General features: G+C 70.4%; 20 protein-coding genes. 10 read left to right on the plus strand and 10 right to left on the minus strand.

The window, feature by feature from the left end; translation table 11 throughout:
• Window positions 1-56 precede the first annotated feature (56 nt).
• From M5362_RS22005 to M5362_RS22015, 3 genes are all read right to left on the minus strand, one after another.
• A complete protein-coding gene (locus M5362_RS22005) occupies window positions 57-968 on the minus strand; it encodes a thiopeptide-type bacteriocin biosynthesis protein (protein WP_260229403.1) in 912 nt (303 codons plus the stop codon).
• A 28-nt stretch (window positions 969-996) separates the two neighbouring features.
• The gene (locus M5362_RS22010) at window positions 997-3,651 is read right to left on the minus strand and encodes a lantibiotic dehydratase family protein (RefSeq protein WP_260229404.1); all 2,655 of its coding nucleotides are present in this window, start codon (window positions 3,649-3,651) and stop codon (window positions 997-999) included.
• 340 nt (window positions 3,652-3,991) lie between these two features.
• Window positions 3,992-4,135 carry a thiocillin/thiostrepton family thiazolyl peptide gene (locus tag M5362_RS22015; protein WP_260229405.1) on the minus strand — a complete coding sequence of 48 codons (144 nt, stop codon included), beginning with the start codon at window positions 4,133-4,135 and terminating at the stop codon, window positions 3,992-3,994.
• A 185-nt stretch (window positions 4,136-4,320) separates the two neighbouring features.
• On the opposite strand from M5362_RS22015, the gene M5362_RS22020 reads away from it, so the two are divergent.
• The 5 genes from M5362_RS22020 to M5362_RS22040 are packed head-to-tail and all read left to right on the plus strand — an operon-like array spanning window position 4,321 to window position 9,766.
• On the plus strand, window positions 4,321-5,397 hold the full coding sequence (locus tag M5362_RS22020) for a hypothetical protein (RefSeq protein WP_260229406.1): 1,077 nt from the start codon (window positions 4,321-4,323) through the stop codon (window positions 5,395-5,397).
• Between the two features lie 46 nt (window positions 5,398-5,443).
• Window positions 5,444-6,790: a YcaO-like family protein gene (locus M5362_RS22025; protein WP_260229407.1), complete on the plus strand. Its 1,347-nt coding sequence runs from the start codon at window positions 5,444-5,446 to the stop codon at window positions 6,788-6,790.
• Entirely contained in the window at window positions 6,787-7,425 is a 639-nt protein-coding gene (locus M5362_RS22030; RefSeq protein ID WP_260229408.1) for a cyclodehydratase, read from the plus strand. The genes M5362_RS22025 and M5362_RS22030 overlap by 4 nt, the downstream gene beginning before the upstream one ends.
• A gap of 14 nt (window positions 7,426-7,439) precedes the next feature.
• Window positions 7,440-9,068 carry a tpaE gene (locus tag M5362_RS22035; RefSeq protein ID WP_260229409.1) on the plus strand — a complete coding sequence of 543 codons (1,629 nt, stop codon included), beginning with the start codon at window positions 7,440-7,442 and terminating at the stop codon, window positions 9,066-9,068.
• Window positions 9,065-9,766 (plus strand): tpaF, encoded by a 702-nt coding sequence (locus M5362_RS22040; RefSeq protein WP_260229410.1) that lies wholly within the window; start codon window positions 9,065-9,067, stop codon window positions 9,764-9,766. The genes M5362_RS22035 and M5362_RS22040 overlap by 4 nt, the downstream gene beginning before the upstream one ends.
• A gap of 218 nt (window positions 9,767-9,984) precedes the next feature.
• Here M5362_RS22040 and tuf read toward each other — a convergent pair whose 3' ends face one another.
• The 6 genes from tuf to M5362_RS22070 form a co-directional block, all read right to left on the minus strand.
• Window positions 9,985-11,178, minus strand: a complete 1,194-nt coding sequence (tuf, locus tag M5362_RS22045) for an elongation factor Tu (RefSeq protein ID WP_260229411.1) — start codon at window positions 11,176-11,178, stop codon at window positions 9,985-9,987.
• A gap of 151 nt (window positions 11,179-11,329) precedes the next feature.
• Entirely contained in the window at window positions 11,330-13,456 is a 2,127-nt protein-coding gene (fusA, locus tag M5362_RS22050; RefSeq protein WP_260229412.1) for an elongation factor G, read from the minus strand.
• A gap of 39 nt (window positions 13,457-13,495) precedes the next feature.
• Window positions 13,496-13,966: a 30S ribosomal protein S7 gene (rpsG, locus tag M5362_RS22055; protein ID WP_003966970.1), complete on the minus strand. Its 471-nt coding sequence runs from the start codon at window positions 13,964-13,966 to the stop codon at window positions 13,496-13,498.
• A gap of 2 nt (window positions 13,967-13,968) precedes the next feature.
• A complete protein-coding gene (gene rpsL / locus M5362_RS22060; protein ID WP_003948652.1) occupies window positions 13,969-14,340 on the minus strand; it encodes a 30S ribosomal protein S12 in 372 nt (123 codons plus the stop codon).
• Window positions 14,341-14,698: 358 nt separating this feature from the next.
• On the minus strand, window positions 14,699-15,607 hold the full coding sequence (locus tag M5362_RS22065) for a hypothetical protein (protein WP_260229413.1): 909 nt from the start codon (window positions 15,605-15,607) through the stop codon (window positions 14,699-14,701).
• Window positions 15,608-16,134: 527 nt separating this feature from the next.
• Window positions 16,135-16,572, minus strand: a complete 438-nt coding sequence (locus M5362_RS22070) for a helix-turn-helix transcriptional regulator (RefSeq protein ID WP_260229414.1) — start codon at window positions 16,570-16,572, stop codon at window positions 16,135-16,137.
• A gap of 181 nt (window positions 16,573-16,753) precedes the next feature.
• Here M5362_RS22070 and M5362_RS22075 point away from each other — a divergent pair, with 181 nt between their 5' ends.
• The 3 genes from M5362_RS22075 (at window position 16,754) to M5362_RS22085 (ending at window position 18,344) form a co-directional block, all read left to right on the plus strand.
• Window positions 16,754-17,086 carry a WhiB family transcriptional regulator gene (locus tag M5362_RS22075; protein ID WP_260229415.1) on the plus strand — a complete coding sequence of 111 codons (333 nt, stop codon included), beginning with the start codon at window positions 16,754-16,756 and terminating at the stop codon, window positions 17,084-17,086.
• Window positions 17,087-17,457: 371 nt separating this feature from the next.
• On the plus strand, window positions 17,458-18,162 hold the full coding sequence (locus tag M5362_RS22080; RefSeq protein WP_260229558.1) for a hypothetical protein: 705 nt from the start codon (window positions 17,458-17,460) through the stop codon (window positions 18,160-18,162).
• A complete protein-coding gene (locus M5362_RS22085) occupies window positions 18,159-18,344 on the plus strand; it encodes a hypothetical protein (protein ID WP_260229416.1) in 186 nt (61 codons plus the stop codon). Before M5362_RS22080 ends, M5362_RS22085 begins: the two co-directional genes overlap by 4 nt.
• 109 nt (window positions 18,345-18,453) lie before the next feature.
• On the opposite strand, the gene M5362_RS22090 is transcribed toward M5362_RS22085, so the two are convergent.
• Window positions 18,454-18,741, minus strand: a complete 288-nt coding sequence (locus M5362_RS22090) for a hypothetical protein (RefSeq protein WP_260229417.1) — start codon at window positions 18,739-18,741, stop codon at window positions 18,454-18,456.
• 253 nt (window positions 18,742-18,994) lie between these two features.
• Here M5362_RS22090 and M5362_RS22095 point away from each other — a divergent pair, with 253 nt between their 5' ends.
• Together M5362_RS22095 and M5362_RS22100 are read left to right on the plus strand one after the other, a co-directional pair.
• Window positions 18,995-19,402, plus strand: a complete 408-nt coding sequence (locus tag M5362_RS22095; protein ID WP_260229418.1) for a hypothetical protein — start codon at window positions 18,995-18,997, stop codon at window positions 19,400-19,402.
• A 96-nt stretch (window positions 19,403-19,498) separates the two neighbouring features.
• Window positions 19,499-20,098: a phage tail protein gene (locus M5362_RS22100; RefSeq protein ID WP_260229419.1), complete on the plus strand. Its 600-nt coding sequence runs from the start codon at window positions 19,499-19,501 to the stop codon at window positions 20,096-20,098.
• Window positions 20,099-20,138: the final 40 nt, after the last annotated feature.

Below are 20,138 nucleotides of genomic sequence, written 5' to 3' on the forward strand. Positions count from 1 at the left end.
CCCCCCCCCCCGCCGGGGGCCCGCCCGCCCGTCCAGCGCCATGACCACCGCTCCCGCTACCGCGGCAGCTCCTCGAGCGCCCTTCGCAGGAGGTACGCGACGAGCCCCTCGGCCGCGGGGACAAGACCGAGGCGGTTGTTGGTGGTGTGCACGTAGTTGGAGAGGCAGCCCGCGTACGCGGTGCCGTCGAGGCGCAGGTCGCGGGCGTCGCCGTCGGGATCCGCACCGCAGACGGACCGGGCGCGTGAGGTGGCCTCCACGCTCATCGCGTGGAACACGTCGTCCGTGGCGCCCTCACGCCAGACCGCGGTGCACAGGTTCGTGAGCTGTGCCGAGGCGCTGCCGTACAGCTTGGGCCAGGCGCTCTGCATCTCCTCCGGCGCGTACGCGCGCCACCAGTCCTCGTACTCCCGCAGGAAGGCGATCGCCGCCTCCGGGTCGAAGCCCGCCCCGTGGAGGAACATCGCCATGATCCTCGCGGCCTCCCCGATCGGTGCCCTGCGCGCGTCGACCCACGCCCGCGGTTGCCGGCCGAGCAGATCGAGGACCGCCGCCGACGACTTCCGGAAGACGGTCTCGGCGATCTCCACACCCTCCGGCCCGCCGTACTTGCGGTACTCCGGCTCGTAGGGCACGCGGTCGAGGGCGCCGACGGGACGGCCCTCCCTGGGGATCTCCCGCTCCAGCCGGGCGAGTTCGTCCTGCATCGTCAGCCCGAGCGCGTACTCCTCCCGCGCCTCGGCCTCGAACTCCGGCATCGAGCGGGCCAGGCCCTCCACGACCCGTTCGGCCGCCTCGGCTGATCCGGCCCCGGGGCCGCACAGCATCCGCAGCCGCAGATGGGGTCCTCCCTGCCAGTACCTGAGGAAGAAGAAGTCGTCCCGGAGGCCCTCGTCCCGGAGCAGCGGGTCGACCACGTCGCAGAGGAAGGGGGTGTGCAGCGAGTGCGGAACGTGGATGTGCACCACCCGCCACTCACGCGTCCCGGCCTGCTCCCTACTTGTCTGTGCATAGTTCAACGAAGAACTCCTCTGCCGCGGTCCAGCCCGTGTCGGGCCCGTAGTCGTCCACCGAAGGAAGGCACTCGCGTATCGACACGAGCACGTCGCCGCGCGACAGCGCGGACTTCGCGAAGCTCCGGACCAGGAAGGGGTTCCGGAAGTCGACGTACATCGGCTTGTGGACGCTGGCGCGGCGCAGGTGCGCGTAGTCCGCCCACTGGCGCGTCACCTTCCGGCTGCGCCCGGCCATCACGTCGCGCTCCTCGGGCGTCTGGCACAGCACGAAGGCGTGCCGCGGCAGACCCCGGGACCGGCGCAGGGCGTCGAAGGCGACGAAGGCGTCGAACGAGTCCCGGCTCAGGTCCTGGAGCATGGGGATGTCGGCGGCGGCCACGTTCCACGACCTGCGCTCGGCCACGACGTCACCCACGACGAGGCGGGGCGCGGTGTCGCTGTACGCCACGGGGCCGCCGGCGTCCTGGATGTCCTCCAGCGGCTTCCACAGGTAGCGGTTGGACGGGGACATCGCCTCGAGCAGGCGGTAGAGCAGGGGCACGCCGACCGGGGTCATGAAGTTCATGGGTACGAGGTCGAGGAATTCCCGCGCTTCCGGGTCCCAGAGGCGCAGGGACGTGGTGCCGGGCTCCGAACGGACCTCCAGCCGGTCCAGCGTGTAGACCTTCCGGTCGCCGCCGAGCGACACCGCCCCGGGGTAGTTCACGACGCGGCGCGTCACCGGGGGGTGCAGGTTGAAGTTGAACCCGAGCACGGAGTTGAGGTCGACCTGGCCGGGGAACCGGCTGTCGATGTGGGCGCGTTGCGCGGCCGGCAGGGACCAGTCGTCGGTCCCTCCGACGAACGAGCCGAAGCGCGAGAAGTACACGCCGTAGCCGGTCAGCAGACCGTTCACGACCAGCGTCCGGTCCCGGTCCGGCAGCACGCCCTGGGCGAACTGCGCGCGGAACGTCACCGACTCGGTGTGCAGGAGGTCGTCCACGCCCTCGCAGGCCCGCTCGATGACCGAGGGGTCCAGGTGCACGGCGCCGTCCGCGGTCACGAGTCGCTCGCGGATCGTGCGCAGGGCCTCGGCCCGCTGCGTCACGAACGTCCCGACCGCCTCCACGTCCCGCCCCATGAACACGTCGGCCTGTTCCTGGTCGGACAGCGACGAGAACGCCTGGAAGAACTCGATGAAGGGCATGCTGGGGCGGTCCCCGAGCACACGGGTCGCGAAGGCATGGAGGCCGAGCCGCTTCACCTGGCCGTTGTCCATCAACGAGGCGAGCCGCCAGAGGCCCGTCAGGGCGGGAATGCTGCGCTGCACCGAGGAGAGGTTCCACGCCTGGGGCGCGGTGGAGGCGGGGGTGTCCTCGAAGACCGGTGACTTCAGGACATCCTCGGGGGGCGGTGACACCTTGCACAGCTCTGCGATGCCGCCGATCGCCGCGTACGCCGAGTCGAGCAGCTTCTGCCGTTCGGTGGCGGCCGCCTCGGCGAAGTCCGTCTCGAGCCGCCTGAGTTCGGCGAAGTGCCCGCGCAGCACCGCCGTCTCCGGCGTGCCACCCGCGGCGAGGGTCTCCTCGAACTTGGCCGCGTAGTCGGGGTCGTGATCGTCGATCTCCGGCCGGAAGAACAGGGTGCCGGCCCGGATCAGACCGTGCACGACCTCCCGGCTGACCGCGTCCTTGCCCGTGACGGCGCCGAGCGCGCGCAGCACGTGGGTCGCGGGCGCCGAGCCGTGCGGCATCGCCGCGAGCAGGGCGTTGAAGAGGCTCTCCCGGCGGACCCGCAGGACCGTCTCGGAAGCGATCTTCCCTTCCTCGCGGGAGCCGGGGGCGACACCGATGAACTCGATCGATTCGGCGCCCGCCCGCAGGGTCGAGTTGAGCACCAGGTGTCCCGACTCCAGGCCGCCGGGGACCCGCGGCACCGCGGCGAGCACCCAGTTCACGAGCAGACGGTTCAGCCTGGTGATGGACTCGCCCGGAGCAGGGCCGTCCGGGGAGGCCTGGGCGGCCGGCGCGTCCGGCGGGAACGCCCCGATCTCCGTGAACCGTCCGAAGGGTGAGGGCTTCAGGCTCGCCCTGTACGCGAAGTTGACCAGGGAGGACTCCCGCAGTCTGGCCTTGCTCGGCTTGAGGGCGGCCGCGTCCTCGCCGTGGACGAAGTCGCGCAGGCCGCGGTAGAGCCGGTCGCCGGAGAGCTGGATGCTCCTGGCCATCGCGTCGTGCTCGAAGAGCTCGCGGAAGCCGTCGGCGGCCTGTGTCTTCTCGCGTTCGAGCTCCGCGGCGCCCTCTCGCTCGCACTGCTCGGCCCGCAGACCGAGAGCGCACCAGGTCTCGACCTCGGCGAACAGCCCGGCGTCGAGGTGCGGGCGGAGCGGCTCCAGCCGTGCCGCCACCCGGTCGTGGCGCAGATTGTGCACGTCCCGCCGCACCCGGATGAGGGGGGCGCGGACGTCGTCGCCCAGCGTGGGAACGGCCTCGCCCAGACGATCGGCCAGGCCGGCGGCGCGGTGGCGGATCTCCTCCCGCAGGCCTTCCAGCTCGTCGATGCGCGACCAGGCGGCGGTGAACGACATCCCTCCGAGCGCGCCCAGTGGGAGCCGGCTCCGCCGGTAGACGACATACGGACTGATGTTCACATCCATGGGAATCCCCCAACTTCGTCACGCGGGCTCGGTGCACCACGGCAAGCGCACGCCGGGACCGGCCCTCGAAGAAGGGTCCGCCCCGCGGGGAGCGCGCCTGCCACTCGTCCGAGCCCGTCGGTTCACGCTCGCAACCAGGCGCCGTGGGCCCCGGCCGACCGGCGGGGCATGACACGGCACGCCCCGGCGCACTCCGAGGTGCCGCGCCCCTGCCCCGGCGCGGGCATCGCCCCGCCGTGACACGCTTCCGGGAACGACCCGGTTTCTCATTACCCGAACAAAAAAGAAGGCCACCGCCGAGGTGCACCTCGACGGTGGCTCAACTATTCCTGATCCTGGATCAGGACGAGGACGACGAAGAACTCGTCGAAACGCTCGTGGTCGTGCACGAGGCGGCCATCACCTGCGCGAGGTCGTCGTTCTCACCAGCGCCAGCGATAAGGTCCGAGATCTCGATAACATCGAGCTCAATCTGCTGCTCCATTGCGTTCACCCCCTTTCGTCAATGTGCTTCGAACCTAACCTCGCCATTCGATCTTCGGCAACCGCAAATCGAGTGGCGTAGATCACACCGCGTCAGAGGCTCCCGCTCTTGACCATTCGCGTTAGGGTCGGTTCAAGATCATGTGACGGCCCACCGTGCGCCGGCTCGAATCTGGGGGCTCCTTCGTGCATCTTTTCGCCAGCATCCCGCTGCCCGATGGCGCAAAACACTCGGAGACTTTTGCGCCACTCATTCGCGCATGCTTCTCGCCAGAGCGGGTGGCCACCCACGGCCCGTACTACGCGGTCCGTACGCAGGACGGACAGACCGGCGGGGACACCCTCCAGATCAGCATCGACGGGGTGCAGGACCCTGACAGCACCCGCGATGAGCTGCAGAGACTCGCCAGCCGCTTCGGATGCGCCGCGGACGTCGCAGAGGTACCCAGGGACGCGGTCCCCTCGCCCATGTGGAATGCGGGATTCCGCGGAACCGAATTCTCCGCTTCCTCTCAGCGCCTCTTCCAGAGGGCCACACCGGCCATGGAGTCGTTCCTGAGACGTGCCGCGGAGGACGAGAGTCCGCTTTCGCGCGCGCTCGGTGCCCTCCGCCTCATGGCCGCTCACACCAGAGCCACTCTTCTGCAATCTCCGCAGCGAGAACTCGACGGATATGAATTCCGCGAGCTGCTTTCACTGCGTCTATTGAGCTACCGTTCCCATTTCGAGGCGGTCTATCTCAGAACGAAGGATCCGGAATCCTTCGAAGCCGCTTGCGCCCGGTTCTACGAACAGGTGGGACCGGCCACACGGGCATTCATCGAGGCATGCGGAAGCCCGGACGGCGAGCCGACGGACGATGCCGTCGTCCAGCAATGGACGGACCTCATCACATCCGGATCGAGCCACCTGGCCGAAACCTTTCTGGACGGCTCCATCGTCAACGCCGGCCACACACTCGAAGACCTCGTCCGCGAGCGCGGAGCGCCCGTGGAGCCCACGCGGTTCCACACGCCACCCAGTCCGGAACTCGATCGGCTGATGCACCGCGACGCCGACTTCCTGGCCTTCCGGCTGCAGACCAGCCTGCTCTACAGCTGCCTGTACACGCTCGGTTTCAGCCTCGCGGAGAGGTACGTCTTCTGCTACGTCGTCGCACGTGCCAACGAAGAGGTCTGCGGAAAGTCCATGCAACAGCTCCAGGACGACCTCGACGGGCTGGCCAAGGCGATGGCGGCGGTCCCCTCGGCGGCTGTCGAGTGACCCGGCGCGACCACGGGGAAGACACGACCGCAGGAAGAAGATCCACATGTATGTGAACAGGCACGAGGAGCACATCCCGGACGAGCTGCGCCGTCTCGAGGAACTCGTCTCCCCGTACGGACTGGTCTCCCGCACCGCACCGCTGCCGGTGCGTGAGGGCGAGCCGCCCTTCGCGGTCCAGCTGTCGTACCTCGGCGTCCCCTCCCGCGCCCTGTCCAACCTCCGGACGTGGGCCGCCGACGAGGACACCGGCAACTCCGACGGCGCCGGCACGGGACTCACCGCCGAACGCGCCAAGCTGGTCTCCATAGCCGAGGCCCTTGAGCGGTACTCGACGTGTGCGTGGGACGACGACGCGATGGTGGTCGCCGCCGAGAACGACCTCACCGAGGAGTTCGTCTCGCCCTCACGCTGGCCCAGCTGCTCCCCCACGGAACTGGCCCGGGACGACTGCAGACTGACCGAGTACGACCCCTCCGTCCCGATCCGCTGGGTCCGCGCGTGGTCGCTCACCCGCCAGGTGCCGGTGCTCGTCCCCGCCATCTCCGTCTACCTCCACATGCCGTACTCCTCGGAGTCCGAGAAGTTCACCCGCGGCATCACCACGGGCGCCGCGGTCCACTCCGACGTACGGGCCGCCCTGCTCGGCGGGTTGCTGGAGGTCATCGAGCGGGACGCCATCGCCCTGGTCTGGCTCCAGCGGCTGCGGCTGCCCGAGCTGGTCGTGGACCCGGAGCGGCTCGACGCCGGCACTCGGGAGCTCCACCGGGTCGGCACCTCGACGGAACTGCGGGTCCGGCTGTTCGACGCGACGACGGACTTCGGCGTCCCGGTCATCTACGGGGTGCAGATCTCCGACGCCGATCCCACGCTCGGCCAGATCGTCGCCGCGACCTGCGACATCCGCCCGGAAGCCGCTCTGGGCAAGATCTACCGCGAACTGTCCTCCCTCCGGGTGGCGTTGCGCGGGTACGTGTCCGCCTACGCCGGGCGCGAACCCGACCCCTCGCAGGTGAGCGTGGTCGGGGGCGCCGTCCGCAACGCGCCCCCCGCGCGGCGCGGCGTCTTCGACTTCCTGCTGGACGGCGAGCGCCCCACGTACGGACTCGACCGCATGCCGGGGCTGCCCGCGGAGGCGGACCCGCTGGACACCGTCGTCTCCCGGCTCGCGTCGCGGGGCGCCGAGGTGCTCGCGGTCGACATCACCACGGACGAGGCGCGTCAGGTGGGGATGCGCGCGGTGAAGGTCCTCGTGCCGGAGGCGATGCCCGTCTCGTTCGTGCACGCCGAACGGTTCCTCGGCACACCGCGGCTCTACGAGGCCCCCCTCGCGATGGGGCACACGAGCCACGCCGAGGACGAGCTCAACCCCGAGCCGCAGGCGTTCGCATGAGCCGGCAGAAGGAGCAGACCAGCATGGAGCACGATCCCCGTCCACGGTGCCTGTACCTCGTACGCGACAGCTTCGGGCGGCACCTCACGGAACACCGTGGTGTCCCCACGGAGCGGCAGGCGTCCTTCGAGGACTTCCTGAACGGCGTGGCACCGGACGCGGACGTCGTCATCCCCGTGCACTCCGGCAGCGCCCCTGAACTCCGTGACGAGGTCGACCGGATCTGCGCGGAGCGGGGCACGCCGTCCGCCGGGATCCAGCTGCTGCCGACCAAGATCGTCTGCGGACCGGCGGTCGTTCCCGGCAGGACCGCCTGCTACGCGTGCTACCGCAAGCGCGCCGCGCAGCACGCGGGCACGGCCCACCCGTACGACATGGAGGCGGCGCTCACCGGCCTGCCGGAGGGCTTCGGCCCGCTGCACCTGTCCGTCTCCTCCGGGCTCCTGGACCTCGCGCTGGCCGACATCGCCGCCGGGACCACGGCGGTCGGCGGTGCCGTGCGCACCTTCAGCCTCGTCTCGGGAGCCGTATCGGCCGCGACGACCGTGTCGGTGAACCGCTGCCCGCGGTGCGGGGACCGGTTCGCGCAGGAGCGTCCGGACAGCGCGATGCCTTTTCCGGAACTGCTGCGGTAAGGAGGAAAGCAATCATGGTTGCCGAAATGAAGGCCGAGCAGATCGGGCAGGCCGCCCGCACGGACATGCAGCTGACGGTCCCTGCCCGGCCCGTCCTGCGACGCGGGGTGCGACTGCGCCGGTCGGGAGATTCCGTCGTGCTCGACGGGGCGGACCGGGCGCAGGCGTTCTCCGGCGCGTTCGCGCGTGAGGGGCTGGTGCCCCTGACCGACGCCTGCGACGGTACCCGCAGCCACACGGAGCTGGCTCAGAAGGTCGGATTCGCCGAGAGCACCGTCTACAAGTGCCTCGCACTGCTCTGGACGGCCGGGGCGATCGAGGAGGCCCCGTCCGCCGAGGAGCCGGCCGTGGCGCCGGAGTGGGCCGTCTTCCTCTCCCGGCTGGGCAACTCCACGGGCGCGAACCAGTCCTGGGCGGACGGCGTCGCACTGCTGGCCCGGCGACCGGTACGCCTCGAAGGGGACCCCGCTGTCGTCGCCGCTGCCCGGCGCTCGCTGGAGCAGGTGTGCCGGCTGGCCACGGACCCGGCCGGCCCGTCCGGCCCCCCGGAGGAACTCACCGTCTTCTTCGAGACGGCCGCGTCGGCGCCGCTGCTGGCCGCCACGGAGGAACGGTGCCGGCAGGACGGCCGTCCGCTGCTGAGGGTGCGCGCCGACGCGCGCGCCATCACCGTCGGACCGTACGTCGACCTCTCGCTCACGCCCTGCCTGGAATGCGGCAGCCACGGCGAGGCGGAGCTCTCCGGCGATCTGCCCGAGCACCTGCACGACCTGGTCGCGGGCCTCGCCTCGCACCATGTCGTCGCCCTGCTGGCACGGGCCACGATCTCGCACCTGCCGGCCGACTCCAGCGTGACGGACACCGCGACCCTCGTGACGGAGTACCGGCCGGCCGCGGTCCGCCCGGGGTGCCCGCGGTGCTCCTCCACACGCGGTCCCGTCGCGCCGCAGGCACCGGCCGGCTCGGTCTACGAGGCGTCGGTCGCGATGCCGCCGAGGGCGTTCCTCGCCCCCAAGGACCATCAGGCGCACTACTACGCCTCCAACCTGCGGCTGCAGTCGCAGTTCAAGGACTGGCCCAGCCGCACCCACACGCCGCTTCCCGTCCCCGACCTCTCGGTCCTGGCCGAAGCCGAGCGGCACGACCCGGCACGCGGCGCCGCACCGCTCACCCTGGACGCCCTGGGAACGGTGCTGAAGATCGCCTTCGGCATCAAGGACGAGGAAAGCACCCCGGAGCGCGTCAAGCGATGGACCGCCGCGTCGGGGAACATCGGGTGCACCACCGCCTACGTGGTGCTGCGCGACGACCGGATCCTGCCGCCCGGCATCTACGTGTACGCCCAGGGCAGCCACACGCTCGCGGCCGTCTCCAGCCAGGTGCCCCCGGGTGACGCACCGTGCGAGATCGTCATCACCGGCGATCTCAAGAAGGTCATGACCAAGTACGGCACGTTCGGCTTCCGCCTGGTCTTCCTGGACGCCGGCTGCAACCTGGCCGCCGCCCGGGAGGTCGCCCAGCATCTGGGGCTCGGCTTCGCGCCGCGTACGGACTGGGACGACGACGCGCTGGCGCTCGTTCTCGGCACTTCGCCCGCCGACGAACCCATCGCCGGCGTGGCAACCCTGGGAGGTTCGGCATGAGAAGCGACGTGACATCGATGACGGCGGTGCTGGAGGGCTTCGCCTCCCGCACGAGCACGTCGGACGGCCGGGCCGCGGAGCGCCGGCCGGTGCCGTTCCCGGACGCCGTGCCCGTCGAACCGGACCCGGCGGCGGACGACCTGCGCCCGGTCCACGATCTGCGGGACACGCTCCGCCGCCGGCGCTCCTCGCTGCGGTACGCACCGGAGCCGGTCCGCACCGGCCTGATCCTCTCCCTGCTGGGAGAGGTGGTACGCAGGGACCGCGACGACTGGGGACTGGACGCCGCGGCGGGCCCGCTGGAGGGCTTCGTCTTCGCCCTCCGCAGCGAGGACGAAGCGCCCGGACTGTACCGCGTGACCGCCGAGGGGAGCTGGCACCTGGCGGGACTCGACGCACTCGGGCCGGTCGAGAACCTCGGCGTCCAGCGCGAGTTCTCCACCGCGGCGGGGATCGTCGCGCTGTACGCCAACCTGGACCAGGCGGACACCTGGGCGGGGGCCCACGGGTACCGCGTCAGCGCGAGCCGGGTGGCGATGGCGACGTACGACCTCAACTTCCGGATCCAGGCGCTGGGGCTCGTCGGCACGCTGTTCGGCGGGTTCATCCCGTCTTCCGTGCATCGCCTGGTCCACAGCGACGGCGCTTCCCGCCACTCGCTCCTGGCCACCACCTACGCCCGTCCCGTGCAGGACTGACCTCCTCAGCGGGGCGGGACCGGGGCCCGCACGACCGACGGCGCGCACCACCCACGGGGTCACCCCCGACGGGTCGTGCGCGCCGTCGTCGTACGCGGGGACGCACCGTCCGCGCGGGTATGGCAAAGGCCCGTACGGCGTGCTGCCGTACGGGCCCCTGCTTCATGCGGTGCGCTCAGTTCAGAGCAACCGGGTCAATCCCGATCGAACAAGCGAGATTACTTGTTGATCTTGACGACCTGGCCGGCGCCCACGGTCCGGCCACCCTCACGGATGGCGAACTTGAGGCCCTCCTCCATGGCGACGGGCTGGATCAGCTCGACGGTCATGGCGGTGTTGTCGCCCGGCATGACCATCTCGGTGCCCTCGGGGAGGGTCACGACGCCGGTCACGTCCGTGGTACGGAAGTAGAACTGCGGGCGGTAGTTGTTGAAGAACGGGGTGTGACGGCCACCCTCGTCCTTCGACAGGATGTAGGCCTGGGCCTCGAACTCGGTGTGCGGCGTGACCGAACCGGGCTTGATGATGACCTGGCCGCGCTCGACGTCCTCGCGCTTGATGCCACGGAGGAGCAGACCGACGTTCTCACCGGCCTGGCCCTCGTCGAGCAGCTTGCGGAACATCTCGATGCCGGTGACCGTGGTGGTGACCTTCTCGGTCTTGATACCGACGATGTCGACGGTCTCGTTGACCTTGAGGACGCCACGCTCGATACGGCCGGTGACGACGGTGCCACGACCGGTGATCGTGAAGACGTCCTCGATCGGCATCAGGAACGGCTTGTCGACGTCACGCTCGGGCTGCGGGATCGCCTCGTCGACGGCGGCCATCAGGTTCAGGACCGACTGGCCCCACTCCTTGTCGCCCTCGAGCGCCTTGAGCGCCGAGACCTTGACGACCGGCAGGTCGTCGCCCGGGAACTCGTACTCGGTGAGGAGCTCACGGACCTCGAGCTCGACGAGCTCCAGGATCTCCTCGTCGTCCACCATGTCGGCCTTGTTCAGGGCGACGACGATGTACGGAACGCCGACCTGGCGGGCCAGGAGCACGTGCTCCTTGGTCTGCGGCATCGGGCCGTCGGTGGCGGCGACCACGAGGATGGCGCCGTCCATCTGCGCCGCACCCGTGATCATGTTCTTGATGTAGTCCGCGTGACCGGGGCAGTCGACGTGGGCGTAGTGACGCGACTCGGTCTGGTACTCGACGTGCGCGATCGAGATGGTGATACCGCGCTGGCGCTCCTCGGGAGCCTTGTCGATCTGGTCGAAGGCCGAGGCCTCGTTCAGGTCCGGGTACGCGTCGTGCAGCACCTTGGTAATGGCGGCCGTGAGGGTCGTCTTACCGTGGTCGATGTGACCGATGGTGCCGATGTTGACGTGCGGCTTAGTCCGCTCGAACTTCGCCTTCGCCACGGGGGTCCTCCTGGAGTGGTTCTGAACGCCTTGCTTCATCGGCGCCAGGTGATCTTTGCTGGGATGCCAGTCGCCGGGGCCCGATGCCTCGGGTTTCGGGGGACCGAGCCCCGACGACTGGTGTCAAGCCTAAAGCGTGCACTCGGGTGAGTTACTCGCCCTTGGCCTTCGCGATGATCTCCTCGGCGACGTTCCGGGGAACCTCGGCGTAGGAGTCGAACTGCATCGAGTAGCTTGCGCGACCCGAGGTCTTGCTGCGGAGGTCGCCGACGTAGCCGAACATCTCCGACAGGGGCACGAGGCCCTTCACGATGCGGGCACCGTGACGCTCCTCCATGGCCTGAATCTGGCCACGACGGGAGTTGATGTCGCCGACGACCTCACCCATGTAGTCCTCGGGCGTGGTGACCTCAACGGCCATCATCGGCTCAAGGATGACAGGGGAAGCCTTGCGCGCGGCCTCCTTGAAGGCCTGCGAACCGGCGATCTTGAACGCGAGCTCGGAGGAGTCGACCTCGTGGTAGGCACCGTCGAGAAGGATGACGCGGACGCCAGTCATCTCGTAGCCGGCCAGGATGCCGAACTGCATGGCCTCCTGCGCACCGGCGTCGACCGAAGGGATGTACTCCTTCGGGATGCGGCCACCGGTGACCTTGTTCACGAACTCGTACGAGGCGTCGCCGCCCTCGATGGGCTCGATCGCGATCTGCACCTTGGCGAACTGACCGGTACCACCGGTCTGCTTCTTGTGGGTGAAGTCCACGCGCTCGACGGCCTTGCGGATCGTCTCGCGGTACGCGACCTGCGGCTTGCCGACGTTGGCCTCGACCTTGAACTCGCGACGCATACGGTCGACGAGGATGTCGAGGTGAAGCTCGCCCATACCACCGATGATGGTCTGGCCGGTCTCCTCGTCCGAGTGAACCTGGAAGGAGGGGTCCTCCTCCGCGAGACGCTGGATGGCGACACCCAGCTTCTCCTGGTCACCCTTGGACTTGGGCTCGATCGCGACCTGAATGACCGGCGCCGGGAAGTCCATGGACTCCAGGATGACCGGGTTCTTCTCGTCGCACAGCGTCTCACCGGTGGTGGTCTGCTTCAGGCCCATGACGGCGACGATGTCGCCGGCGCCCACGAAGTCGATCTCCTCACGCTTGTTCGCGTGCATGCGGTAGATCTTGCCGATGCGCTCCCTCTTGCCCTTGACGGAGTTCAGCACCGAGGTGCCGGCCTCCAGGCGACCGGAGTAGATCCGGACGAAGGTGAGCTTGCCGAGGTGCGGGTCGCTCGCGATCTTGAAGGCGAGCGCGGACAGCGGCTCGTCCTCGGAGGGCTTGCGCTTGACGACGACCTCGGCGTCCTTGACGTCGTGGCCCTCGATGGCCTCGACGTCCAGGGGGGAGGGGAGGTAGCGCACGACCGCGTCGAGCAGGGGCTGAACACCCTTGTTCTTGAACGCGGTGCCACAGAACACCGGGGTGACCGTGGTGTCGCCACCCTTGCCGGAGGCAATGGTGATGCGACGGATCGCGGCGTACAGCTGCTCCTCGGTGGGCTCCTGGCCCTCGAGGAAGAGCTCCATCATCGCGTCGTCGTTCTCGGCGACGGTCTCGACCAGCTTGCCGCGCCACTCTTCAGCGGCCTCGGTGTGCGAGGCGGGGATGTCGACGACGTCGTACATCTCGCCCTTGGTCGCTTCCGCGGACCAGACCAGGGCCTTCATGCGGACGAGGTCCACGACACCCTGGAAGTCCATCTCGGCGCCGATGGGGAGCTGCATGACGATCGGGGTGGCGCCGAGGCGGTCCACGATCATGTCGACGCAGCGGTGGAACTCGGCACCCGTACGGTCGAGCTTGTTGACGAAGCAGATACGCGGAACGCCGTAGCGGTCCGCCTGACGCCAGACAGTCTCGGACTGGGGCTCGACACCGGCGACGCCGTCGAACACCGTCACGGCACCGTCGAGCACGCGGAGCGAACGCTCCACCTCGACGGTGAAGTCGACGTGGCCCGGGGTGTCGATGATGTTGATGGTGTGGTCGACGTCCTCGAGCGGCCAGTGACAGGTCGTCGCGGCGGACGTGATCGTGATGCCGCGCTCCTGCTCCTGCTCCATCCAGTCCATCGTGGCAGCGCCGTCGTGGACTTCACCGATCTTGTACGAGACACCGGTGTAGAACAGGATCCGCTCGGTGGTGGTCGTCTTGCCCGCGTCGATGTGAGCCATGATGCCGATGTTGCGCACCTTGGCAAGGTCAAGCGAAGTGGTAGCCATATCGGCTCAGTCTTCTCTCGGTCTCGATGTGGGTTGCGACTACCAGCGGTAGTGCGCGAAGGCCTTGTTGGACTCGGCCATCTTGTGCGTGTCCTCGCGCTTCTTGACCGAAGCACCGAGGCCGTTGGAGGCGTCGAGGAGCTCGTTCATGAGGCGCTCGGTCATGGTCTTCTCGCGGCGGGCGCGGGAGTAACCCACGAGCCAGCGCAGAGCGAGGGTGGAGGCGCGACCGGGCTTGACCTCGATCGGCACCTGGTAGGTGGCGCCACCGACACGGCGGGACTTGACCTCGAGGGACGGCTTCACGTTCTCGAGGGCGCGCTTCAGCGTGATGACCGGGTCGTTGCCGGTCTTCTCGCGGAGGCCTTCCATGGCACCGTAGACGATGCGCTCGGCGGTGGAACGCTTGCCGTCCAGCAGGATCTTGTTGATCAGCGAGGTGACAAGAGGAGAGCTGTAGACCGGGTCGATGATGACCGGGCGCTTCGGGGCGGGGCCCTTACGAGGCATTCTTACTTCTCCTTCTTGGCGCCGTAGCGGCTGCGAGCCTGCTTACGGTTCTTGACGCCCTGCGTGTCGAGGGAACCGCGGATGATCTTGTAACGAACACCCGGCAGGTCCTTCACACGGCCACCACGCACGAGCACGATGGAGTGCTCCTGCAGGTTGTGACCCTCACCCGGGATGTAGGCCGTGACCTCGATGCCCGAGGTCAGACGCACACGCGCGACCTTACGGAGGGCCGAGTTCGGCTTCTTCGGGGTGGTCGTGAACACACGCGTGCAGACGCCGCGACGCTGAGGGGAACCCTCGAGTGCGGGCGTCTTGTTCTTCTCGACCTTGTCCTGCCGGCCCTTCCGGACCAGCTGCTGGATCGTAGGCACTACTTCTCCGGTTTCTGTGTGCCGTCGTAAAACTAACCTGGAACACTGCACCGACCCACGCGGTCGGGTGTGTCGAATACTGCGGACCTCCGCCGAGGGCGGAAAAAGCGCAGATTGCGGTGGCCAGTGACGAACTCGCCGTGCGGTTGAGGACACGCACACGAGCCCAGGCACACCCCAGGCACAAGGTCTGAGCGTACCTATCGCATGGACTCCGGTCAAAACAAATGCCCACGCGCTCGGGGTCGCGGCCGACGTGGGAGAACGCTCCGTCCGAAGGCACTCGCACAAGGTCACGACACCGGGCGGGCGGGGACTGGTGCTGGGGCCGGGGAGGGCGGTTGCGCGGGGGCCCGCGCTAGGCCCGGGGAGGGCGCTTGTCGGGGTTCGCGGGTGGGCGGTTGCCAGGGTTCGCGGGTGGGCGGTTGCCAGTACCCCTGGTCGGGCGGTTGCCGGTGGCCCCGGGGTTGTCGCTGCCTCCTGGCGGGCGCCTGTCCGTGCTCGCTTTCCGGCTCGCGCCGGACTCCTTGCCGGTCTCCGCGTCGGACGCCGGGGCCGCCTTGCCGACGGGTCGCCCGGCGGGCCCTCCGCCGGGTCCTTCGCCGGACGGGCCGCCAGGCTCGCCGCCGGACCGGACGCCGGACCCGACGCCGGAGACCCCGCCGGACCCGACGCCGGAGCCCCCGCCGGGCGGGGCGCCGGGGCCTGCGTCGGGTCCTTCGTGCGGGGTCGCGTCCGGGGTCGGGGGGCGTTCGCCGCGAGGGCGGCGCGGGCCGGGCAGGCGCGGGATCGTCGGAACCTTCGACTTGCGGCTCTTGCGGACGAACGCCGGACGGGTCGCGCCGGAACCCTCCGGGCCCTCCCGCCCTTCCCGGCCCTCCTGGTCCCCGGAAGCCTCGGGAGCTTCGGGGGCCTCCGAGGCCTCGGAGGCCTCGGAGGTCGACGGCTCGCCCGGGGGGAGCTGCGGAGCGGTCGGGTCGGCGCCCGGGTCCGCCTCCGGGTGGTCGTCGCGGTCCTGGCGGTCCTTCCGGAAGGGGATGACGGCGGCCTGGCCCGGCGTACGGCCGACGAGCCGCAGCGGCCTGGTCCTGGCGGCCGCGGCACGGGCCTCGTCCAGCGCCGGTCCGTACTCGGCGGCGGCGTCCCGCCAGCCGCTGGCGTAGGCCGCGATCTCGCGACGGTCGATCTCCTCGCGCAGCAGCACCGCGATCTCGTCCGGGGCGTGCCCCTCCAGAAGCCGGCCGAGTAACGCGAGCAGCCCCGGCACGTTGTCCGGGTGCGGGGGCGGGAGGTGCGCGTCCGTGCCCGGTCCCCCGGGTGCGGGCGACGCCCCGGCGTCCGTCGGCGCTGCGGGCCCGACCGGAGCCGGTGGCGGAACCGACGGCGTCACCAGCGGCGCCGCTGGTGGTATGCCGTCCGCTGTCCCGTCGCCCCCGGCCATCCTCATCTCTCGTTCGCGTCCCATCGCTGCCCATTCCCGCCCATGCGCCGGAGGGCACGCCTCAGAAACGCCGCTGACTCTCATGGGGGGCGTCCGGCCTGCGTGGTGTGGGGGGACAGGCCGTGACAGCTTACTTGGGGCAAAAGGAAGGCGTGATTCCGCGTCAGATACGCGCCACGGCCCGGGAAGGCCCTTGACCGTGGCCCATGCCGGCTCCCGGCGAGCGCGGCCGGGCAGCCCCCGGCGGCGGACCCGGTGGGCCCGTGGCGGCCGGCCCGGTCGGCCCTTGGCGGCGGGCCGACAGGCCGCGGCGAGCGGGGCCCGACAGGGCCGCGGCGCGCAGGAGGCCCCGGTCAGTCCTTGGCGAGCGGGGCCCGGCGGGCCGGGGCGTGCGGCAGGAACTGGCCCGCCACCTTGATGAACATCTCCCGCTGGTCGGCCGGGACGCCGAGACCGACGGCCGCCTCCTCCAGGGTGAGCTGACGCACTTCGGCGGCCGCCGGCGCGGGGTCGGCGGCCGCCGGCAGCGGCAGATCCTCCTCGGTGAGCCGGCCGGAGCGGATCAGCATGTCGCGCACCGGGACGTCGAGGACGTGCGCCAGACGCCGGGTCGTCTCCAGGTCGGGCATGCTCTGGCGCTGCAACAGCCGGGTGATGGCCGCGCGGTGGACGCCCGCCTCGTCGGCGAGCCGGGACTTGCCGCCGCCCCGCGGGCTGTCGATGTCGAAACCGCGGCGACGGATGAGGTCCTCGATCCAGGCGGCGAACTGGTCCAGGTCATTGGCGGTCATGGGTGGTCGCCTCCCTCCGAAGCGGGCCCCAGAGTATCGCGCTTGCGCGCACGGAATTACGTGCTCCTGCGCGCGCAACGTGTTGATTCTGCGAAGGATGACTCCGAAGTCAGTTGCGTGCGCACGCGCAACATGTCAGTGTGCGGATCCGCAACAGTCCCGCCGAGTCTGGAGTTGCCGCATGGCCGCCACACCCGTCTCTCACGTCACAGCGCCGCCCCTCTCCGAGGCCCTGGAGTTCTTCGGCTGGCGCGCTGCCGCCGCCTGCTCGGGCCTACCCCCGCAGATCGTCTTCGCCCGCCGGGAACCAGAGGCCCGACCTGCGCTGAAGGCCTGTGAGCGGTGCCCGGTCGCGCGGCAGTGCGAGGAGACGGTGGCCCCCGCGGAGAGCTTCTTCGACGGGGTGAGCGCCGGCCGGCTCTGGCGCAACGGCCGCCCGGTCCGCCTCCGTGGCACCACTGTTGCGCGCCCGCGCACTAGGCGCGAGAAGCCGTACGCCGCGCAGGAGACGTGACCGCGTACACGACGCGTACGTCACCTACGCCCGGCCTGGGGACACCCGAGGGCCCTGCGCGTACGCCGCGCCACGCCACGCGGCCCCTGCCTGCACACCGCGCCCGCACACCGCGCCCCGACCGCCACGGAGGCTCCATGGACACCACCAGGAACACCCGCACCGACGCCCGTACACCGGCCGGCCCGCCCGCACGGTCCGGCACCCCGGCCAGCCGCTCCGCCCGGACCGCCCCGGCCACCCAAGCCACTCAGGCCGCTCGGACCGCCCCGGCCGCCCAAGCCGCTCCATCCACCCAGGCCACCGAGGCGGCCGCCCCCGCCACCCCCGCCGCCCAGGCGGCCGCGGCCGCCGAGCGGGCGCAGGGCGCCCTGCGTGACGCCGCCCTCTGGATCGAGGCGCTGCTCCGCCAGTTCCCCGAGCTCCTCACCGAGCTCGCCCCGGGCCGGCGCTCCGCCACCGACTACCCCGCCTCCGCGCCCCGCGTCCCGGCGCCCGAACTGCTGCGCGCGGAGCGGCGCGAGGCCCTGCTGGTCCAGCAGCGGCACGGGCTCGCCGTGCCCGGCCACTCCTCCGCCCCCATCCGGCTGCACATCTCCGACGCCATCCGCGACATCACCGACGGGGTCGTCGAACTCGACGAGGCCGTGCACGACAAGCTCGGTCTCGGCCGGCCGCGCCACGCGCGCGTGCCGCAGCGGCTCGCCCGGATCGTGGGCCTGTTCGGCGAGGCCGCCGCGCACCCGGCCCTCGCCGAACACGTACGGGACGAGTGCCGCCGGATGGCCCGCCGCTGCGCCCGCGCGCTCGGTGACGCCGAGTCGATGGTCCGCGTGCGCGGCCGCTGCCCGTGGTGCGACTCGGTCTCGCTGCGCGCCTTCCCCGCCCGCCGCGCGGTGCTCTGCGTGAACCCCTCCTGCCGCTGCGCGGACACCGCGTGCGACTGCCGTACGGACCCGGCGTACCGGCACGTCTGGCACGACGGCGACTGGGACGCGCTGGCGAGCGCGGCCGGCGCCGACCGCGGCGAGATCGCCGCCTCCATGGACACCACCGACGAAGGAGTACGCCGATGACCACGGCCACCGCCCCGCTGATCAACGGGGCCCTCGCCGCCGCGGAGGCCGGCGTCGTGCCGGCCACCATCCGCAAGTGGGTCCAGCTCGGCCATCTCGTACCGGCGGGGCGTCAGGGGCGGGCTCAGCTCTACCGCCTGGAGGACGTGTTCGCCGCGGAGCGCGCGGCCCGCCGCACCTAGGCCGACACGGCCCAACGCCGGAACACGTGCCGGGACGCGGGACCGGACACCGGAGACAAGAAGAGGCGGTCGCCCCTGAGGGGCGGCCGCCTCTTTCGTCTGTCGGGTGTCACGTTCCGGCGCCCTCCTCCGGTCGTATCCGCAGCACCCGCCCGCGGGCGCCGCCGCCGAGGTCGGGCCCGTGGCTCGCCGCCACGGCCTCCTGCCATCCGCTGGAGAACCCCCGTATCTCGGACTCCACGGCTATCCGTGCCCCCACCTTCCCCACCAGAGCGGTGAGCGTCCTGGCGACCTCGGCGGTGTACGAACCGGTCTCCCCCGCCTCAGCGGCGACTTCCACGGCTGCCGCGACCACCTCGGTCAGCCGCTCCTGCGCACTGCCGGCACTGCTGACCACGCGCACCTACCTTTCGAATCTCTGTTCGAAGTCCTGAGGGTAACGCGCTCGCGGGGGGCGGCACCACTCACCACGCCCACGAAGTGCGGCCGCGCGCGAACTAGTTGCGCGCTCGCACGATCTCAATCACAATGAGTGCAGCGGCGGAGCTGCGCCCACATCCCTCCGGGGCGCAGATCCGCCGCCCTCGTCTGTCAGGTCGGTACGAACAGTCCGTACGAACAGTCCGTACGAAAAGGAGTGATGCCCCGTCATGAGCTCAGCCCCGAGCACCTTCCCCGATGTGGAGGCCATCGTCGTGGACCTCCTCTCCGACCGGCCGGAGCTGGCGGGGGCGATCGTCGACGAGACCCCGCCGGCCGGCTTCGACGGCACCCAGCGGGCCGTGATCGTCTCCCGCCGCGGCGGGGCCTGGATCGACGACCTCCACCTCGATCAGCCGCTGATCGAACTGGAGGTCTACGGACCGGACAAGCCGACCGCCCACCTGCTGGCCAACGCCGCCCGCGCGGAGCTTCTGAACGCCGCCGGTACGACCTACGGCACGACGTTCATCAGCGATGTCGTCGAGGCCGACGGTCCGCGCTGGCTGCCCGACTACCTCTACACCGCGGCCAACCGCTACCTCTGCGTGTTGCGCCTCTCCCTGCGTACGGACTGACACCCGTCCCGTACGCCCCACAGATCAGGCCTCGCCGGCTCCGGCGGGGCCTTTGCCGTACCCACGGCAGACCACTCACACCCACAGGAGAAATTCATGGCAGGCAACTCCTCGTCCGAGATCCGCGTCGCCGGCACCGGACGTGTCCTCGTCGCCAACCTCGGCGCGGCCCTCCCCACCACCTTCTCCGCCAACCCGGCGGCGGACTGGGGCACCGGCTGGACCGACCTCGGCTACACGTCGACCGACGGCGTCACCTTCTCCAAGAAGGACAAGCTCGACCCGGTCGAGACGTGGCAGTCGATCAGCCCGGCCCGGTTCGTCTACTCGGACCGCGACCTGACGCTGAAGTTCTCGATGCTGCAGTTCAACGAGGACACGCTGCCGTTCTTCATGGGCGGCAGCAAGACGGACATCGTCCCCGGCGGCACCGGCAACCCGGGCGTCTACACCTTCGACGTCGCGGACGGCCCGACCTTCGACGAGCGCGCCCTCGGTCTGGAGTTCACCGACGGCAAGGACGTCACGTACCGCTTCGTCATCCCGCGCGGTCAGGTGACGGCCACCGACGACATCAAGCTCGCCCGCAAGTCGGCGGCGTCGCTGGGTGTCACGTTCACCGCGCTGTCCGGCGGTGACGGCGAGCCGCTGGCCACCTTCGTCATGAAGGACCCGGCGTACGCCCTCCCCGCGTAACCCCGTGCGCCGGGCGGGAGCGGCCCGCCCGCTCCCGCCC

This window comes from Streptomyces sp. Je 1-79 (genome assembly GCF_025195125.1).
Classification (GTDB): Bacteria; Actinomycetota; Actinomycetes; order Streptomycetales; family Streptomycetaceae; genus Streptomyces.

Bases quoted from the DNA above. Each gene is read 5' to 3' on its own strand.
- M5362_RS22010 (WP_260229404.1), bottom strand. From the start codon at position 3,651: ATGGATGTGAACATCAGTCCGTATGTCGTCTACCGGCGGAGCCGGCTC.
- M5362_RS22015 (WP_260229405.1), bottom strand. From the start codon at position 4,135: ATGGAGCAGCAGATTGAGCTCGATGTTATCGAGATCTCGGACCTTATC.
- M5362_RS22025 (WP_260229407.1), top strand. From the start codon at position 5,444: ATGTATGTGAACAGGCACGAGGAGCACATCCCGGACGAGCTGCGCCGT.
- M5362_RS22030 (WP_260229408.1), top strand. From the start codon at position 6,787: ATGAGCCGGCAGAAGGAGCAGACCAGCATGGAGCACGATCCCCGTCCA.
- M5362_RS22035 (WP_260229409.1), top strand. From the start codon at position 7,440: ATGGTTGCCGAAATGAAGGCCGAGCAGATCGGGCAGGCCGCCCGCACG.
- M5362_RS22040 (WP_260229410.1), top strand. From the start codon at position 9,065: ATGAGAAGCGACGTGACATCGATGACGGCGGTGCTGGAGGGCTTCGCC.
- fusA (WP_260229412.1), bottom strand. From the start codon at position 13,456: ATGGCTACCACTTCGCTTGACCTTGCCAAGGTGCGCAACATCGGCATC.
- rpsG (WP_003966970.1), bottom strand. From the start codon at position 13,966: ATGCCTCGTAAGGGCCCCGCCCCGAAGCGCCCGGTCATCATCGACCCG.
- M5362_RS22070 (WP_260229414.1), bottom strand. From the start codon at position 16,572: ATGACCGCCAATGACCTGGACCAGTTCGCCGCCTGGATCGAGGACCTC.
- M5362_RS22075 (WP_260229415.1), top strand. From the start codon at position 16,754: ATGGCCGCCACACCCGTCTCTCACGTCACAGCGCCGCCCCTCTCCGAG.
- M5362_RS22085 (WP_260229416.1), top strand. From the start codon at position 18,159: ATGACCACGGCCACCGCCCCGCTGATCAACGGGGCCCTCGCCGCCGCG.
- M5362_RS22095 (WP_260229418.1), top strand. From the start codon at position 18,995: ATGAGCTCAGCCCCGAGCACCTTCCCCGATGTGGAGGCCATCGTCGTG.
- M5362_RS22100 (WP_260229419.1), top strand. From the start codon at position 19,499: ATGGCAGGCAACTCCTCGTCCGAGATCCGCGTCGCCGGCACCGGACGT.